General features: G+C 55.2%; 15 protein-coding genes and 1 pseudogene. 6 read left to right on the top strand and 10 right to left on the bottom strand.

The features are described 5' to 3' along the window. Nucleotides 1-2 precede the first annotated feature (2 nt). The 3 genes from yidC (at nt 3) to ACMGEE_RS13880 (ending at nt 4,070) form a co-directional block, all read left to right on the top strand. Complete coding sequence (gene yidC / locus ACMGEE_RS13870; protein WP_125289196.1) at nt 3-1,646, top strand: membrane protein insertase YidC; 1,644 nt, start codon at nt 3-5, stop codon at nt 1,644-1,646. Between the two features lie 91 nt (nt 1,647-1,737). Then, nucleotides 1,738-3,102: a tRNA uridine-5-carboxymethylaminomethyl(34) synthesis GTPase MnmE gene (mnmE, locus tag ACMGEE_RS13875; RefSeq protein WP_436830222.1), complete on the top strand. Its 1,365-nt coding sequence runs from the start codon at nt 1,738-1,740 to the stop codon at nt 3,100-3,102. 389 nt (nt 3,103-3,491) lie between these two features. Continuing rightward, the gene (locus ACMGEE_RS13880; protein ID WP_253456791.1) at nt 3,492-4,070 is read left to right on the top strand and encodes a hypothetical protein; all 579 of its coding nucleotides are present in this window, start codon (nt 3,492-3,494) and stop codon (nt 4,068-4,070) included. 47 nt (nt 4,071-4,117) lie between these two features. Here ACMGEE_RS13880 and ACMGEE_RS13885 read toward each other — a convergent pair whose 3' ends face one another. Beyond that, complete coding sequence (locus ACMGEE_RS13885) at nt 4,118-6,214, bottom strand: peptidase domain-containing ABC transporter (RefSeq protein WP_301730564.1); 2,097 nt, start codon at nt 6,212-6,214, stop codon at nt 4,118-4,120. Continuing rightward, complete coding sequence (locus ACMGEE_RS13890; protein WP_436830223.1) at nt 6,195-7,493, bottom strand: HlyD family secretion protein; 1,299 nt, start codon at nt 7,491-7,493, stop codon at nt 6,195-6,197. Before ACMGEE_RS13890 ends, ACMGEE_RS13885 begins: the two co-directional genes overlap by 20 nt. Before the next feature lie 409 nt (nt 7,494-7,902). Between ACMGEE_RS13890 and ACMGEE_RS13895 the strand changes: the two genes are divergently transcribed. Next, nucleotides 7,903-8,634, top strand: a complete 732-nt coding sequence (locus ACMGEE_RS13895; RefSeq protein WP_301251585.1) for a 4'-phosphopantetheinyl transferase family protein — start codon at nt 7,903-7,905, stop codon at nt 8,632-8,634. 36 nt (nt 8,635-8,670) lie between these two features. Here the strand turns inward: ACMGEE_RS13895 and ACMGEE_RS13900 are convergent, their stop codons facing one another. After that, entirely contained in the window at nt 8,671-9,984 is a 1,314-nt protein-coding gene (locus ACMGEE_RS13900) for an NCS2 family permease (protein WP_125289191.1), read from the bottom strand. A gap of 207 nt (nt 9,985-10,191) precedes the next feature. Here ACMGEE_RS13900 and yieH point away from each other — a divergent pair, with 207 nt between their 5' ends. Next, on the top strand, nt 10,192-10,854 hold the full coding sequence (gene yieH, locus ACMGEE_RS13905) for a 6-phosphogluconate phosphatase (protein WP_436830224.1): 663 nt from the start codon (nt 10,192-10,194) through the stop codon (nt 10,852-10,854). Between the two features lie 34 nt (nt 10,855-10,888). Here the strand turns inward: yieH and ACMGEE_RS13910 are convergent, their stop codons facing one another. The 6 genes from ACMGEE_RS13910 to pstS form a co-directional block, all read right to left on the bottom strand. After that, nucleotides 10,889-12,115, bottom strand: a complete 1,227-nt coding sequence (locus ACMGEE_RS13910; protein ID WP_301251615.1) for an MFS transporter — start codon at nt 12,113-12,115, stop codon at nt 10,889-10,891. 91 nt (nt 12,116-12,206) lie between these two features. Next, complete coding sequence (phoU, locus tag ACMGEE_RS13915) at nt 12,207-12,938, bottom strand: phosphate signaling complex protein PhoU (protein ID WP_253456809.1); 732 nt, start codon at nt 12,936-12,938, stop codon at nt 12,207-12,209. A gap of 17 nt (nt 12,939-12,955) precedes the next feature. Continuing rightward, nucleotides 12,956-13,726: a phosphate ABC transporter ATP-binding protein PstB gene (gene pstB, locus ACMGEE_RS13920; protein WP_125289188.1), complete on the bottom strand. Its 771-nt coding sequence runs from the start codon at nt 13,724-13,726 to the stop codon at nt 12,956-12,958. A 42-nt stretch (nt 13,727-13,768) separates the two neighbouring features. Next, complete coding sequence (gene pstA, locus ACMGEE_RS13925; protein ID WP_253456812.1) at nt 13,769-14,656, bottom strand: phosphate ABC transporter permease PstA; 888 nt, start codon at nt 14,654-14,656, stop codon at nt 13,769-13,771. Then, entirely contained in the window at nt 14,653-15,615 is a 963-nt protein-coding gene (pstC, locus tag ACMGEE_RS13930) for a phosphate ABC transporter permease PstC (protein WP_394149241.1), read from the bottom strand. The genes pstA and pstC overlap by 4 nt, the downstream gene beginning before the upstream one ends. A 69-nt stretch (nt 15,616-15,684) precedes the next feature. Beyond that, nucleotides 15,685-16,725 carry a phosphate ABC transporter substrate-binding protein PstS gene (gene pstS / locus ACMGEE_RS13935; RefSeq protein WP_301251589.1) on the bottom strand — a complete coding sequence of 347 codons (1,041 nt, stop codon included), beginning with the start codon at nt 16,723-16,725 and terminating at the stop codon, nt 15,685-15,687. Nucleotides 16,726-17,145: 420 nt separating this feature from the next. On the opposite strand from pstS, the gene ACMGEE_RS13940 reads away from it, so the two are divergent. Then, entirely contained in the window at nt 17,146-17,565 is a 420-nt protein-coding gene (locus ACMGEE_RS13940; RefSeq protein WP_301251590.1) for a hypothetical protein, read from the top strand. Nucleotides 17,566-17,610: 45 nt separating this feature from the next. Here ACMGEE_RS13940 and ACMGEE_RS13945 read toward each other — a convergent pair. Further along, a pseudogene (locus tag ACMGEE_RS13945) lies at nt 17,611-17,854 on the bottom strand (glutamine--fructose-6-phosphate transaminase (isomerizing)); the annotation flags it as partial. Between the last annotated feature and the right edge of the window lie 16 nt (nt 17,855-17,870).

The following is a 17,870-nucleotide window of genomic DNA, read 5'->3' on the forward strand; positions in this document are numbered from 1 at the left end:
CGATGGATTCGCAACGCAATCTTTTTCTCATCGCTTTTCTGTTCGTGTCTTTTATGATCTGGCAGACCTGGCAGACGGACCATGCTCCGCAGCCGCAGCAAACCCAGACCACGCAAAACACGACAGCAGCCGGTGATGCCGCAAACCAGGGTGTACCCGCCAGCGGCCAGGGCAAAACGATCACCGTTAAGACTGACGTCCTGTCTTTACAGATCAATACTCGCGGTGGCGATATTGAGCAGGCGCAGCTGCTGACTTACCCGGACAAACTGGGTTCTTCACAGCCTTTCCAGCTGCTGGAAACCTCGCCAGGCTTTCTCTATCAGGCACAAAGCGGCCTGACCGGACGCAACGGCCCGGATAACCCGGCCAACGGCGCCCGCCCGCTTTACACCACGACCCAGGACAGCTTTGAGCTGGCTGACGGCGCGAGCGAGCTGCGTATTCCAATGACCTTTACGGCGGAAAACGGCGCGACCTATACCAAAACCTTCGTGCTGAAGCGCGGCGAGTTTGCCATCGACGTCGATTACCAGATCAACAACACTACCCAGCAGCCGCTGGAAGTGGCGATGTTCGGCCAGCTGAAGCAGACTATCGATCTGCCTAAGCATCGCGATACCGGCAGCAATAACTTTGCGTTGCACACCTTCCGTGGCGCGGCTTACTCCAGCAGTGAGACCAACTACGAGAAGTACAAGTTCGATAAAATCAGCGATAACGAAAACCTGAGCGTCAATACCAACAACGGTTGGGTGGCGATGCTGCAGCAGTACTTCGCTACCGCCTGGGTGCCGCGCACCAACGGCGCCAACACGCTGTACACCAGCAATCTGGGTAACGGCATCGCTGCGGTAGGCTACAAGTCTACGCCGGTTTCCGTTGCGGCAGGCGCGCAGCAGAACCTCAACGCCACGCTGTGGGTTGGCCCGGAAATTCAGGATAAAATGGCGGCTATCGCCCCACACCTGGATCTGACCGTGGACTACGGCTGGCTGTGGTTTATCTCTCAGCCGCTGTTTAAGCTGCTGAAGTTCCTGCACAGCTTTATCGGTAACTGGGGCTTCTCCATTATCGTCATCACCTTTATCGTGCGCGGCATCATGTACCCGCTGACCAAAGCGCAGTACACCTCGATGGCTAAGATGCGTATGCTGCAGCCGAAGATTCAGGCGATGCGCGAGCGCTTAGGCGACGACAAGCAGCGCATGAGCCAGGAAATGATGGCGCTGTATAAAGCAGAGAAGGTGAATCCGCTGGGCGGCTGTCTGCCGCTGGTTATCCAGATGCCGATCTTCCTTGCGCTGTACTACATGCTGATGGGCTCTATCGAGCTGCGTCATGCGCCGTTCGCGCTGTGGATCCATGACCTTTCTGCTCAGGACCCGTACTACATCCTGCCGATCCTGATGGGCGTGACGATGTTCTTCATTCAGAAGATGTCGCCGACCACCGTGACCGACCCGATGCAGCAGAAGATCATGACCTTTATGCCGGTTATCTTCACCGTGTTCTTCCTGTGGTTCCCGTCTGGTCTGGTGCTGTACTACATCGTCAGCAACCTGGTGACCATTCTGCAGCAGCAGCTGATCTACCGCGGGCTGGAAAAACGCGGTCTGCACAGCCGCGACAAGAAAAAAGCTTAACCGACGTCCCGTCGCCAACGGCGCGGACAAGGGTTATCATAAGGCGGTCAACTGACCGCCTTATTTTTTTGCCTTAAAAAGAGAGTCGAACATGAGTCATAGCGAGACTATCGTCGCCCAGGCGACGCCGCCAGGCCGCGGTGGCGTGGGTATTCTGCGCGTTTCCGGCCCCAAAGCCGCCGAGGTGGCCCAGGCGCTGCTGGGCAAGCTGCCGAAGCCCCGCTACGCCGACTATCTGCCCTTCCGCGACGCCGATAGCACCACGCTGGATCAGGGAATTGCGCTCTGGTTCCCCGGCCCGAATTCCTTTACCGGCGAAGACGTGCTGGAGCTGCAGGGCCACGGCGGGCCGGTAATTCTGGATCTGCTGCTGAAGCGCATTGTGGCTATTCCCGGCGTGCGTATCGCTCGTCCCGGCGAGTTCTCCGAGCGCGCCTTCCTTAACGACAAGCTCGATCTGGCGCAGGCGGAGGCTATTGCCGATCTGATTGACGCCAGTTCGGAGCAGGCGGCACGCTCGGCGCTGAACTCGCTTCAGGGCGCTTTTTCGCTACGCGTCAACACGCTGGTGGAAGCACTTACTTACCTGCGCATCTACGTGGAAGCGGCGATTGATTTTCCCGACGAGGAGATAGACTTCCTGTCTGACGGCAAAATCGAAGCCCAGCTGAATCAGGTGATAGCCGATCTGGACAGCGTGCGCGCCGAAGCGCGTCAGGGCAGCCTGCTGCGCGAAGGCATGAAGGTGGTGATTGCAGGCCGCCCCAACGCCGGGAAATCCAGTCTGCTCAACGCGCTGGCGGGCCGTGAAGCGGCCATCGTTACCGACATTGCCGGTACCACGCGTGACGTGCTGCGTGAGCATATCCATATCGACGGGATGCCGCTGCATATTATCGATACCGCCGGGCTGCGCGAAGCCAGTGACGAGGTGGAAAGGATCGGTATTGAGCGCGCCTGGCATGAAATTGAGCAGGCCGACCGCGTGCTGTTTATGGTTGACGGCACCACCACCGGCGCGACCGAACCGGCGGAAATCTGGCCGGACTTTATCGCCCGTCTGCCGGCCAGCCTGCCGATTACCGTAGTACGCAACAAAGCGGATGTTACAGGCGAAACGCTGGGGCTGACGCAAGTAAACGATCACTCACTTATTCGTCTCTCCGCGCGTACGGGTGAAGGTGTTGAGGTGCTGCGCGAGCATCTGAAGGAAACGATGGGCTTTGCAGGCAATACCGAAGGCGGCTTCCTGGCGCGCCGTCGCCATCTTCAGGCGCTGGAGTTAGCGGCCGTTCACTTACTTCAGGGCAAAGAGCAGCTGCTGGGCGCCAAAGCGGGCGAGCTGCTGGCGGAAGAGCTGCGCGTCGCGCAGCAGGCGTTAAGCGAGATCACCGGCGAGTTCACCTCCGACGATCTGCTGGGACGGATTTTCTCCAGTTTTTGTATCGGTAAATAATCATTTAAAATGGTGCTCCTGCTGTGGGCACCGTTTTTATTTATATTTCACTCCCACATGAACTTATATCTTTTTACTTTCACTCATTAAGACAGAATAATTTTTTACCATTACTCAGACGAATGTCGCAATTTTTTAGCGTTAAAGTAATTATTATTGCATCAGCTTCACTTATGCATTCAGGCCAGACAAAGCGGTGAGATACCGCCGGGATAATTTATTAATATAAAGAAAGAAATTAATATTTTTATTGTATTTATACAATAAAAACAATGAATTACATAGAAGAGTCATAAAGAAAGGAGGCTGTATTTTATAGGGAAGAATAAGTTAAAAACACCTTACAAATAAAGATAAATTTTCCATATGATATATTAAGGACAATCCTCATGAAAAAAACCTTCATTAATGGCCTGGCCGCACTATTTTTTTGCTCTGTTACTATGACGGCCTGTGCAGCTGATGACACGACGCTAAATTGTAAAAATTCGAGTACGATAACAGCGCTTAATTTAAAAACATTAGGCTTGAAATTATCGGCAGATACGCCTGTCGACACCGTAATCTATAGCGGAAAAATGGACGTAAAATTTAATTGTGCGTTAGATCAGCTTAAGCAGTATGGGCAAGACGCGGAAGTCTACTTCAAACGTAATGCTGCAGGCGAGTTGGGGTATGGGCTGACCATTTATGTTGGCTACGGCGATACCGAGCCGGGAGCAGCCCCCGTTAATATCCCTACGGGGAAAAAAGTTTCTACCTATGCCTATACCAGCGGCGGCACAGTGGGTACCTATACGGAGGTTGAACTTTCCGTTCCCTTTAAAATTGTCAGAACCGCTATGTCAACAGCGCCCTATTCGGCGTTGAGAAACTATGTTAATCCGTTTGCTGTCGGGTCTAAAATCCCCGGCACAGATTTGCAGTTTCAGGTCAATAACATCAAAAAAGCGATTACCTTAGAATAAGGGCAACATAGAAAACGCCTGTAATTACAGGCGTTTTTTGCTAAAGCTTACAGCTCAATCACCCTGTCCGCGCTGGCGATAGTCGAAGGCCGGTGCGCGATAAAGATCCGGGTGATTTTCAGCGCCGCCACGGAAGCATTGATATGCGCCTCGTTAGCCAGATCCAGATGGCTGGTCGCCTCATCCAGAAACAGGATGTTGGGCCGTCGATATAAGGCTCGGGCAATCAGCAAGCGCTGCTTCTGTCCGCCCGACAGGCTGCCGCCCAGCTCGCTAATCAGCGTCTCGTAGCCCATCGGCATCGCGCTAATTTCCTCATGAATATTGCAGTCCATGGCGCAGCGGATAATACGCTCCATATCCTTCTCGCCGTCAAAGCTGGCGATGTTCTCAGCGATGGATCCGGCAAACAGCTTGTCTTCCTGCAATACGCAGGCGATACATTCCCGATAGTTATTCAGCCCGATATTGTTGATATTCAGGCCGTTGATCAGGATTTCGCCCTCGGCAGGCGCCAGCAGGCCGGACATGACCTTCATCAGCGTGGTTTTGCCAATGCCGGAAGGCCCGACAATCGCCACGCTCTCGCCGGCCTCGACGATGATATTCAGCCCGCTGAAAATCGGTTTCGACAGTTTGTCATACTGATAGGTGACGCCGCGCGCCTCAAAGCTGGCCGGTTCGCCCGAGGCGACCAGCGCCCGGCCCGGCTGGCTTTCTTCGGCGTCGGTAAAGACGATGTCCGCTACCCTGTCGCTGTGCAGCGTCAGCATTTTCAGCTGTAGCACCATATTGATCAGGCTGGCGGCCCGGTCGGAAAACTGGCCGCGATAGGCGTTAAAGGCGACAAACATACCCAGCGTCATTTGACCATCGATCACCATTGAGGCGCCAAGCCACAGGATCACAACCTGGTCGATGGTGCTGATAAACGTGTTTACGCCGCCAAACAGCAGATCGAGTCGGGTCAGGCGAATATTGGCGTTGGTGGTGTCGATATTCAGATTTAGCCAGAACTGCGCTCGCTTGGCGGTTATGCCCAGCGCTTTTAACGTGCCGATGCCGTAAAGGCTTTCCATAAAATGCGAGCTGGCCCGCGCGCCCTTCACAATCTGCTCTTCCTGCGCCTGCCGATAGCGCTGCCAGGTCGCCAGGCGCAGCAGCATATACAGCGCCGTAAAGCCCAGCACGACCCATACCAGCCAGCCGCCGTACAGGAACATCATGATAAACACGCCAATCGACATCAGCGAGTCGATAATGCCGTTCACCAGGCTGCTGGTTAACGTGTTGCGGATCACGTCCAGCGAGCCAAAGCGGGACTGAATATCGCCAAGCTTGCGCTTCTCAAAATAGTTGAGCGGCAGATTAAGCAAATGATCGAACATGCCCGCTTTCCACTGTACGTCGATCAGCGATCCCATCACCAGCGATGTCCAGGCGCGCAGCATACTGACGAAGGCGCGGAACAGGATAAAGCCCAGTAGCCCGATACAGATCAGCGACAGCAAATCGTGGTCTTCCGCGATAATCACATGATCCATCACCAGCTGCGTTCCTACCGGCATCAGCAGGTTAACCGCTTCTATCACCAGCGAAAGGCAGAAGATTTTGGCCAGGAAGCCCGGCAGCCCGCTGACGTTTTTCATCATCGTGGTAAAGCTCAGGCTGCTGCGTTGTTTAATGCGGGAGAACTCGCTGTCTGGCCAAACTTCCAGCGCCACGCCGGAAAAGTGCTGGGACATTTCCGCCAGCCCGACAACACGCCGGCCAAAGGCCGGATCGTGCAGGATAAAGCGCGAGCCTTTAACGGCAACCAGCACCACGAAGTGGCTCATATCCCAGTGCAGCAGACAGGGCGTTTTCAGCTGTTTCAGCTCGTCCAGATCCAGCGCCAGCGGTCGCGTTTTCAGCTTCAGCTGCCTGCCGATGTCGATCAGCACGGCCAGCGTAGCGCCATGTGAAGAGATGCCAAATCGGCTGCGCAAATTAAACAGGTCAATATCCATGCCGTGATAGCGGCAGGCCATGACCAGACAGGCCAGGCCGCATTCTGCCGCTTCGGTTTGCAACACGACCGGCACTTTGCGCCGAAAGCTGAAATTCAGCCGACGCAGGAGAGTGTCAAACAGAGGATCGTTCATTTACAGGCCCGCTAATGCTTTTTTTGAGGTCATAGTAAGGCGACAGCATCCACTGCCAGAGAGGCCGTTTTTCCAGAAACAGCGTGGCCTGCGCTTTCATGCCGCTGGAGAGCGCCAGGGGCTTGCCCTGATAGCTGAAGCGGCTCTCTTCAAGCGACACGATTACCTTGTAATAGGGTTCAATGACGCCGTCGGTGCGCGGAAGCGTGTTGTACTTGCCCATTTCCTGATAGGAAGCCGGCACGTTGGAAATGGACAGGATGCGGCCCGGAAACTGACCATATTTCTCGAAGGGGAACGCTTCATAACGCAGGTTGATGGCGTCGCCAGGATGGACATAGGGCATGCTGGTGTTGGGCAGCCACAGCATCAGGTAATAACGGTTGCTGCTGGCGGGCGTCAGCTGGGCCAGGCTGTCGCCAGGGCTGACCATTTGCCCTTCCGTCACGCTCATATTTTCAATTTTGCCGTCGCTCGGCGCGGTAATAAACAGCGTGCCGCTGGCGTCCACCTCCGCCAGCTGGCGCATCAGAGCGCTGCGCTGCGCCTGATATTGCGAAATCTGGTTGTCATATTCGATCCCCCTGGTCAGCAGCTCGCTCTCCAGGCTGCTAATCTGCAAAGCTTCCTGAATAACCTGCGTATTCAGGCTCTGCCAGGCATTCTGCTGCTGATAAAAAAGATAGCGCTGATTGGCAAACTGCTCTTTGTTAATCAAACCCTTACGTAAGTAATCACCGTAACTCGTCATGCTTTTCCGCATTTCGCTCAGGCCGTTTCCGGCTTCAAAAATCAGCGTCTGCGATTTTTGATGCGCCGCCTGGTACTGCGCCAGCTGATGCTGCAAATTCTTCAGCGTGGCCGCTTTGTTTTTCTGAAGCCGGGCGATAATCGTTTCCGATAGCGCAATCTGTTGATTAATCGCAGCGATCGAACGGACGCTGACGTTGCCGGTCAAGGTAATCCGGCTGACGTCGATTTGATAAAGCCGATCGCCCTTTTTTACGCGCTGCCCGGTTTCAGCCCAGGTTTTGGTAATAAACCCCTGCTGTGGTGCAAGGATGGTGATGGCGTGCGGCAACGAGATCACCTCGCCGTTGACGTTAATTCGGCGGGTAAAGGTGCCGTAAAGAATAAACATCAGCAGCAAAATAAAGAACAGCATTGACGCCAGAGCTACGGCCCAGGCGGGATAGCCGGAGGTTAACAACGCCTTACCCAGCCATTTCGTCTTCAGATGCTGCACCGCTTCCATGCGAAATAAAGGTTTGTTTTCCATAATATTCTTAGCGTTTGATTATAAAAGATTTATTAGCACTTACTGATGAAGTGAATAAAATCCGGCCTTCCGTGCCTGGCAGAGGAAAGTACACTATTTCCCGTACGACAATCAACTTCAATTTAAAATTGAAAATAACAACAATATTTAATTCTACTACACTAATTTACTGGAATACTTCTGCACTCTCTTTAACCATTATATATTGGCATTACAGGAAATTATTAAAATTAAATAAGACAATGAAGATATTAAAAAGCCATGTAAAAATAATATTGACGATGAGAACCACACGCACATTCGTTAATATTAATCCTAATTTAGAGATAAAACGGGAAAGTTACGTGTCACGCGCTAAGAAAATTCTTACAATAATAACGCGTTTTCACCCATTTTCACGGAGCGACAGATGGCCAGCCATTTCGCACGCTGGATCCTGACGGATACCCGCGTCCCGGTACACCAACTTTCTCAACAGATAACAGAAAGCGCCAGTAACCTACCGGAAAGACGGCGGACGCGCTTTCTGGTGGCCCGTATGCTGCTGGCGGAAATGCTGCTGCGCCTTTATGGCATTTCGCCGCTGCCTGAAATCCGGCTCTCACCAAACGGACGTCCCCACTTTGCCGATCCGCAGCTGCCCGATTTCAGCATCGCCTACGCAGGCAATATCGTTGGCGTACTGCTGGCCGGAGAAGACGGCAGCGTCGGGCTGGATATGGAAATCGTCCGCGCACACAGCCGCCAGACGCTGGAGCGATATTCACGTGAAATTTCTCCGGCCGAAAAAGCCTGGATACTGGCCCAGACCGATCCCGATGAGGCGGCCACCCAGCTCTGGACGATGCGACAAAGCATACTAAAGCTGTCCGATAACCCGGAAAAAGATTCGCTGAGGCTGCATCCCGCGTCCGGGCGGCTACGCTCGCTGTTGCAGCCGCAGACAGAAGCCTTTTCCGACGTTGAGCCGCTGATTATCTGGTCTTGCGCCCATTCATCGGGCTGTGAGCGGCTCTCGCTGTGGGAAGTGGACAACGCGCGCTGGAAAGGCCTGCAGGATATTCCTGCCACGGGACAGAAGATGGGGCCGCGCGCGCTGCGGCTGGTGAGCCTGCCGCCGGAAAAAGCAATCGCGCTTTAGCGCGGCGAAAAAAAACGGGCCAGCGGCCCGTTCAGATTAGTGCGCGTCGATAAAGACAATTTTTAACACAAACAGGATCGCCACGACGATGACGCACGGCGAAATTTCACGCCAGCGGCCCGTGCCCAGCTTCATCACGCAGTAAGAAATAAAGCCCAGCGCAATCCCTTCGGTAATAGAAAAACTGAACGGCATCATCACGGTGGTAACAAAGGCCGGCACCGCTTCGGTCAGGTCGTCCCACTTGACGCGCGCCAGGCTGGAGGTCATCAGCACGCCTACGTAGATCAGCGCGCCTGCGGCAGCGTAAGCCGGCACCATGCCCGCCAGCGGCGACAGGAACATCACCAGTAGAAACAGCACGCCCGTCACCACGGCCACCAGGCCCGTGCGTCCGCCAATAGAAACGCCGGAGGAGCTTTCGATATAGGCGGTAACGGAAGAAGTACCGATGTAAGCGCCCGCTACCGAACTGATGCTGTCGACGTAAAGCGCCTGCTTCATGCGCGGAAACGTGCCTTTTTCATCGGTCAGGCCCGCTTTATCCGTTACGCCAATCAGCGTGCCAGAAGAGTCAAACAGGTTTACCAACATAAAGGAGAAGATGATCCCCGCCATGCCGACGTTCAGCGACCCTTTCAGATCGACTTCGCCCAGAATGGACGTAATGCCCGTAGGCATAGAGAACACGCCGCCATACTTCACGTCGCCCAGCGCCAGGCCGATCAGCGTAGTCACCACAATGGAAACCAGCACTGCAATATGAATATTGCGGGAAGCCAGCACGGCAATAATAAAGAAGCCCAGCGCGCCCAGCAGGACGCTGTGGGAGGTCAGATCGCCTACCGCCACCAGCGTTTCTTTATTGGGCACCACGATCCCGGCGTTTTTCAGGCCGATCATCGCGATAAACAGGCCAATACCGGCAGTAATACCCACGCGCAGGCTGACCGGGATATTGGAAATCATCCAGTAGCGAATGCGGAAAAGGGTCAGCAACAGCAGCCCTACGGCGCCCCAGAAGATGGCGCCCATGCCGGTCTGCCAGGAGACGCCCATCGCGCCGACGACCACGAAAGCAAAAAAGGCGTTCAGGCCCATTGCGGGCGCAAGCGCTACCGGCAGGTTGGCGACCAGCCCCATCAGAATACTGCCTCCGGCGGCGATCAGGCAGGTCGTCACGAATACCGCCTGGGTATTCATGCCCGCCACGCCGAGGATCTGCGGATTCACGAACACGATATAGACCATGGTCAGGAAGGTGGTAAAACCGGCAATCACTTCCGTACGCACCGTCGTGCCGTGTTCCTGTAGTTTGAAGATCCGCTGCAGTAGACCTGAGTTGTTCATATAAGATTCCAAAACGGAGAAAAGTTATCGTCGGCTATCCTAAACGATAAATTTTAATTTGCCAGACGGCGCCAGAGTTTTTTCGCAACCGATTGCGCCTTGTTAGCCCTGACTTCAGCGCCGTTAACGTAAAATTCATCTTTTCCGGTCGCGTTTTACCTTTCCACGCGTAAAGTAAAAGCACGCCCCTTCGTTAAGGATGAACCGATGTCTGTTAGCTGTATCTTTTTTGATTGCGACGGCACGCTGGTGGACAGCGAGCTGCTTTGTACCCAGGCCTATGTCAATACGTTTGCGCGCTACGGCGTCGGGCTGTCGCTGCAGGAGATGTTTGAAAAATATAAGGGCGTAAAGCTCTATGACATTATTGCCGACGTGACCGCTGAACATCATCTCAGCGCCGATGTCACGGAGCTGGAGCCGGCTTACCGTCAGGAAGTGGCGCGCCTTTTTGAGCAACAGCTACAGCCGATTGCGGGCGCGAAAGCCCTGCTGGCGCAGATTAGCGTGCCGATGTGCGTGGTATCGAACGGCACCGTGCCGAAAATGCAGCATTCGCTGGGATTAACCGGGATGCTCGACTATTTTGATGACCGGTTGTACAGCGGCTATACGATTTCACGCTGGAAGCCCGATCCCGCGCTGATGGCATACGCGGCGGAACAGATGGCGATCCCGCTGGCGCAGTGCATCCTGGTGGATGATTCCGAAGCGGGCGCCAAAGCAGGCATCGCGGCGGGTATCCCGGTGTTCTATTACTGCGCGGACGCCCACAACAGGCCGCTGGATCATCCGCTGGTGACGCCTTTTGACGATATGGCGCAGCTGCCGGAGCTGTGGCGGCAAAAAGGCTGGCAACTGACGCGCTGAGCAGGCACTCCGCGCCAGGCGGCGCGGACACCGTTCAGCCGATCGCGCCCAGCGTATCTTCGCTGCCCTGCTTTTTCGGCAGTAAAAACAGCGTGGCGAAGATATCCAGCAGGTAAATCAGCGCCAGCAGCGTAATCGCTGCCGTAAAGGAGAACTGCATCGCCAGCAGTCCGATAACCAGCGGGCCAAAACCGCCGACGCCGCGGCCCAGGTTAAATAAGACATTTTGCGCCGTAGCTCTGACCTGCACGGGATAGGTGTCTGAGATCAGCGCGCCGTAGCCGCCGATCATGCCGTTGACGAACATCCCCATCACGGCGCCCGCAAACAGCATCATCATCGGATCGCGTAGCTGGGCGTATGCCACCACCATCACGACCGCACCAGCCTGATAAAGCAGGAAAATCTTCCAGCGGGCAAAGCGATCGGCCAGCATGCCGAACAGCCAGATACCCAACGTCATGCCCACGACCGTGACCGCCGTCCACAGCCCCGATTTGGTCAGCGAGAAGCCAAAGCGGCTGGAAAGGTAAGCCGGCATCCAAATCATCAAGCCGTAGTAGCCAAAGTTCTGTACCGAGCACAGGATAAAAATCCCCAGGCTGGCCTTAGTCGTGGCGGCATCTTTACACAGCAGCTTCAGCCTGGCGGCGAACGATAAGCCCTGATGGACATCCACATGCCGCGTAAAGCCTTCCGGCTCGCCCAGGCCGCGCCGGATAAAAAACGATGCGGCGGCAGGCAGCAGCCCGACCAGGAACATGCCGCGCCAGCCGATGTAGGTTAACAGCAGCGGGGTAATAAAAGCGGCCAGCAGCACGCCAAGCTGCCAGCCGATGCCGACCCAGGCGGAAGCACGGTTACGCTTGTTGGCGGGCCAGGCTTCGGCAATCAGCGCCATGCCGATGCCAAACTCGCCGCCCAGCCCCACGCCCGCCAGCGTGCGGTACGCCAGCAGATCCCAGTAGCCCTGCGCAAAGGCGCAAAGCCCGGTAAACACGGAAAACATCAGGATGGTAAAGGTCAGCACGCGGATCCGGCCCAGCTTGTCGCTGAGATGGCCGAACACGACGCCGCCGATCACCGCGCCAATCAGCGTCCAGGTGACCAGCGAGCCTGCCTGTGAAGGATCGAGCGCCAGAGAAAGGCTGATGGCGGGCAGCATAAACCCGAGGATCAGCAGATCGAAGCCGTCCATTGCGTAGCCGCTGATCGCCGCCAGCATCGCTTTGCCTGGCGTTACGCCTTTTTTTTGTTGCATCACGGGAGTTCCTTGCCGGTGTGAAGTGCGGCAAGTATAAATTACGAGCGCCGCCAGACCAACTTAAAGCGTCAGGCCGGAAGCGCGATGGTCAGACTGGCTTGTCGTCGCTTTCGCCGGTGAGCAGCTCGTCCAGCTTGTCGCCGCCAACGTGACGGAAGTCCTGACCTTTCACGAAATAGAAGATGATTTCACAGATATTCTGGCAGCGATCGCCAATACGCTCGATAGCGCGCGCGCAGAACAGCGCGGTTAGCACGCTGGGAATGGTGCGCGGATCTTCCATCATATAGGTCATCAGCTGACGCACGATGCCCTCATATTCCTGGTCGACCTTTTTATCTTCCCGATAGATTTCAATAGCCGCATTGAGATCCATGCGCGCAAAAGCATCCAGCACGTCGTGCAGCATCTGAATGGTGTGATAGCCCAGCGATTCCAGATTTACCAGCAGCGACTGGTGCTGCTGGCCAAATTTTTCCAGTGCCGTTCGGCTGATTTTTTCCGCCACGTCGCCAATGCGCTCCAGCTCGGAAATGGTTTTGATGATCGCCATCACCAGACGCAGGTCGCTGGCGGTCGGCTGGCGCTTGGCGATAATGCGCACGCACGCCTCGTCAATCGACACCTCCATCATGTTGACCTTCTGATCGCCATCGATCACCCGCTGCGCCAGCTCGGCATCCTGGTTGTGCATCGCGACGATGGCGTCCGTCAGCTGTTTTTCCACCATGCCGCCCATCGTCATCACCTGGGTGCGGATGTGCTCCAGCTCGGCGTTGAACTGCCCGGAGATATGTTTATTCAGATTGAGATTATCCATGCGTTTCTCCAGTCAACTTAACCATAGCGGCCAGTGATATAGTCTTCGGTTTGTTTTTGGTGCGGTTTGGTAAACAGCGTATCCGTATCGCTGAACTCAATCAGCTCGCCCAGATACATAAAGGCCGTATGGTCGGAACAGCGCGCGGCCTGCTGCATGTTATGCGTGACGATCACCACGGTGTAATCCTGCTTCAGCTCGGTGATCAGCTCTTCGATACGCCCGGTGGAAATAGGATCCAGCGCGGAGCACGGCTCGTCCAGCAGCAGCACCTCCGGGCGAATGGCAATGCCGCGAGCAATGCAGAGGCGCTGCTGCTGGCCGCCGGAAAGGCTGTAGCCGCTCTGCTGCAGCTTGTCTTTGGTTTCCGTCCACAGCGCTGCTTTGGTCAGCGCCCATTGTACGCGCTCATCCATTTCGGCACGGGAAAGTTTTTCGAACAGGCGCACGCCGAAAGCGATGTTATCGTAAATCGACATCGGAAACGGCGTCGGTTTCTGGAACACCATGCCGACGCGCGCGCGCAGCAGGGCGATATCCTGGCTGGCGGTCAGGATGTTTTCGCCATCCAGCAGGATCTCGCCTTCCGCGCGCTGTTCCGGATAGAGCGAAAACATCTTGTTAAACGTGCGCAGCAGCGTCGATTTACCGCAGCCCGACGGGCCGATAAAAGCGGTGACCTGGTTTTTAGCAATATCCAGATTGATATTCTTCAGCGCATGAAATTTTCCATAATAAAAGTTCAAATCACGAACCTGGATCATATTGCCGGAAGTGTTGTCAGCCATTCTTTTTCTCTCTTATACGCGCCGCCGCAGCCGCGCGTTAGATCAGTGTTTGCTTTTGGCAAAAATCACGCGCGCCAGAATATTTAAAATCAGCACGCAGACGGTAATCAGCAGCACGCCTGCCCAGGCCAAACTTTGCCATTCGGCAAACGGGCTCATGGCGAATTTAAAAATCGTCACCGGCAGGTTAGCCAGCGGCTGCAGCATATCGGTGCTCCAGAACTGGTTGGAGAGCGAGGTAAACAGCAGCGGTGCCGTTTCCCCGGCGATACGCGCTATCGCCAGCAGGATGCCGGTAAGAATGCCCGATATCGAAGCCTTCAGCGTAATGGCCGAAATCATTTTCCATTTCGGCGTACCCAGCGCGTATGCCGCTTCGCGCAGGCTGTCCGGCACCAGCTTCAGCATATTTTCCGTGGTGCGAATAACCACGGGGATCTGCAACAGCGCCAGCGCCACCGCGCCCGCCAGGCCCGAAAAGTGCTGCATCTGCGCTACCACCAGCGTGTAGACGAACAGGCCGACCACGATGGAGGGAGCAGAAAGCAGGATATCGTTGATAAAGCGGATCGTTTCCGCCAGCCAGCCTTTACGGCCATATTCCGCCAGATAGATACCGGCCATGATGCCCAGCGGCGTCCCCACGATGGTCGACCAGAAAATCAGCAGGCCGCTGCCCATAATGGCGTTAGCCAGACCGCCGCCTGCCGTATTGGGCGGCGGCGTGTTTTCCGTAAACAGCGCCAGCGTCATGCCGTCCACGCCGCGCGCGATAGTCGCCCAAAGGATCCAAATCAGCCAGAACAGGCCAAACGCCATCGTCAGCAGGGAAAGGGTCAACGCGATGCGGTTTTTCATCCGCCGCCACGCCTGCATTTTACGGCGGGAGGCTTCCAGCTCCGCGCGGGACTGCATGGCTATCATGCTCATGAGCGCGCTCCTTCACTTTTCGCCAGGCGGATAATCATCAGCTTTGAACAGGCCAGCACGATAAAGGTAATCACAAACAGGATCAGCCCCAGCTCCATCAACGCGGCGGTATGCACGCCCGATTCCGCTTCGGCGAATTCGTTTGCCAGCGCGGAGGTGATGCTGTTGCCCGGCATAAACAGCGAAGCGCTGTCCAGCTGGTAGGTATTACCGATAATAAAGGTCACCGCCATGGTTTCGCCCAGCGCGCGCCCCAGCCCCAGCATAATGCCGCCGATCACGCCGTTTTTGGTAAACGGCAGCACGATGCGCCAGATCACTTCCCAGGTGGTGCAGCCGATGCCGTAAGCGGACTCTTTCATCATCACCGGGGTCTGCTCGAAAACGTCACGCATCACCGAGGCGATATAAGGAATGATCATGATCGCCAGGATAATCCCGGCAGCCAGAATGCCGATGCCAAAAGCCGGGCCGGAGAACAGCGAGCCGACAATAGGCACGTTGGCCATCAGCTCGCCCAGCGGCGTCTGAAAATAAGTGGCAAACAGCGGAGCGAAGATAAACAGCCCCCACATGCCGTAAACGATGCTGGGGATGGCGGCCAGCAGCTCGATCGCCACGCCTAAAGGACGACGCAGCCAGTTTGGTGCCAGTTCGGTGAGAAACAGCGCGATGCCAAAGCTGACCGGCACGGCGATAACCAGCGCGATAGCAGAGGTCACCAGCGTGCCGTAAATCGGCACCAGCGCGCCGAACTGTTCATTAGGCGCATCCCAGGTTTTGGTCCACAGAAAGGAGAGGCCAAATTTCTGAATGCTGGGCCAGGAAGAGATGATGAGCGAGACAATAATGCCGCCGAGCAGCAGTAAGACAATCAGCGCGGCCAGCTTGACCAGCGCGCCAAAAATGAGGTCACCCTGCTTGCCGGGAGCCTTGAATGTCGGCCTGGATGTAGCCATAAAATTCCCGATAGTGAACGTTTTTGGGCGGCACAGCGGCCGCCCGAAACTTATAGCCGTTTAGTCAGCTTAGTACAGCGCTTTGCCCGAGCTGTCTTTAATATTGGTTTTCCATGCGGCGCGGATCTGCTCTACGACGGAGTCCGGCAGCGCGGCATAGTCCAGGCTGGTGGTGACCTGGGCGCCGTTTTTATAGGCCCAGTCAAAGAACTTCAGTACGGCTGCGCCCTTCTCCGCGTTGGCCTGATCTTTGTGCATCAAAATAAAAGTGGTGGAGGTGATTGGCCAGGCGTTATCGCCTTTCTGGTAGGTCAGATCCTGCGCGAAGGATTTGCTCCAGTCCGCGCCTTTCGCCGCGTCGCTGAAGCTCTGTTCGCCTGGCGCAACGGCTTTGCCGTCGGCATCCAGCAGCTTGGTATAGGCCAGGTTGTTTTGTTTGGCGTAGGCGTATTCCACATAGCCAATCGAGCCAGGCAGACGCTGCACGAAAGCGGCTACGCCGTCGTTGCCTTTGCCGCCCAGGCCGGTTGGCCAGTTAACGGTGTTGCCTTTGCCAACTTTGCTGTTCCAGTCGCTGTTCACCTTCGCCAGATAGCTGGTGAATACAAAGGAGGTACCGGAACCGTCAGCGCGGCGCACCACGTTGATATTGGCATCCGGCAGCTTGACGCCAGGGTTCAGCTTAGTGATGGCCGGGTCGTTCCATTTCTTTACGTTACCGAGGTAGATATCGCCAACGGTTTTGCCATCCAGCGTCAGTTCGCCGGATTTTACGCCGGGAATGTTCACCGCCAGCACCACGCCGCCAATCACGGTTGGAAACTGGAACAGGCCGTTTTTCTGCAAATCTTCTTCTTTCATCGGCGCGTCGGAGGCGCCGAAGTCGACGGTCTTAGCAATAATCTGTTTTACGCCGCCGGAAGAACCGATCCCCTGGTAGTTAATCTGCGCGCCTGTTGCTTTGTTGTACTCGGCCGCCCATTTGTTATAGACCGGTGCCGGGAAAGTCCCGCCCGCGCCCGTCAGGTTGTCGGCGGCAAAAGCGGAAACCGCGCTCAGCGACAGCGTAACAGCCACCAAACGAGCCAGGTTTTTTTGCATCAGTGTCATATTCCCTCCAGGGGATAAAGTCAGTCTTTATACTGTTTTAGTATGATTAATGATTGCTGCTGGAGGCAAAATAGGACAGTTTGATGACAGTAAAATGTACACAATATGACAGTTTTGTGACGAACATCTTTTATACAGACATCCCAGAAAAGAGTGGATCGCCTTTGCAATCGCCCTGTTGTTACTTCGCTACGCCAGCAACGCGCGCGGCAGTTGCGTGACCCGGCTTCCGAATCGACGTCGTGTATCTTCCGGAAGCGCCGTTCAGTCGTTGCGCTGACTTTTCTCTGCATAAAATTCATTTTTTATCCAATATTTAGCGGCCCTGAGTGGGCTAATATCAAAGCCGAAAACGCGATGGAGGACGATTAATTTTCGCTCTCGTTTATGGAATGAAATACGTTATTAAGGGAAATTTTTATGAAATACACAGCAAAAGTGATTATTGGCAGCCTGCTGCTGGCCGCCACAGCTGGGCTGGCGCAGGCAAATGAGCAACCACTGGTATCGAACAATGCTTTCACATCAGACAATGATAGTCTGGTCGCCTATTCCGATAGCAGTAGCGTTTTTTACCGCTCTTCTTTTCAGATCAGAAATATAAAAGCTCTTATTGACGCTAACAAGACGTTGCAGGAGAAGGTGACGCAGCAGCAGGAGAGGCTTGAGAAGCAGCAGGAAGAAACGAAGACACTGGATAAACAGTTCCAGGAGCTGAAAAAAAGCGTAGAGGAAAAAGACCGGGCAAACAGGGAAACGCAAACCACCGTGCAGAGCCTTAAAGATCAAATCAGCGATCTGAAAAGGACGCTGGATGAGGTTAACAACAAAGTGAAATAACTTTAAAAACGCGCCGATCCTCTGCAGGATCGGCGCGGTAGTCGGTTACTCTACCGTGACCGATTTCGCCAGATTGCGCGGCTGGTCAACATCGGTGCCTTTAATCAGCGCGACGTGGTAAGAGAGCAGCTGTAGCGGCACGGTGTAGAAGATTGGCGCGATAATCTCTTCCACGTGCGGCAGCGGGATAATACGCATCCCTTCGCTGTTGGCAAAGCCCGCATCCCGATCGGCGAACACGTACAGCAGGCCGCCGCGCGCGCCCCTTTTCAATGTTCCACTTCAGCTTCCCGGCTGAAGCATGT

The sequence above is a fragment of the Erwinia artemisiae genome (genome assembly GCF_051400835.1).
GTDB classification, from domain to species: Bacteria; Pseudomonadota; Gammaproteobacteria; order Enterobacterales; family Enterobacteriaceae; genus Erwinia; species Erwinia aeris.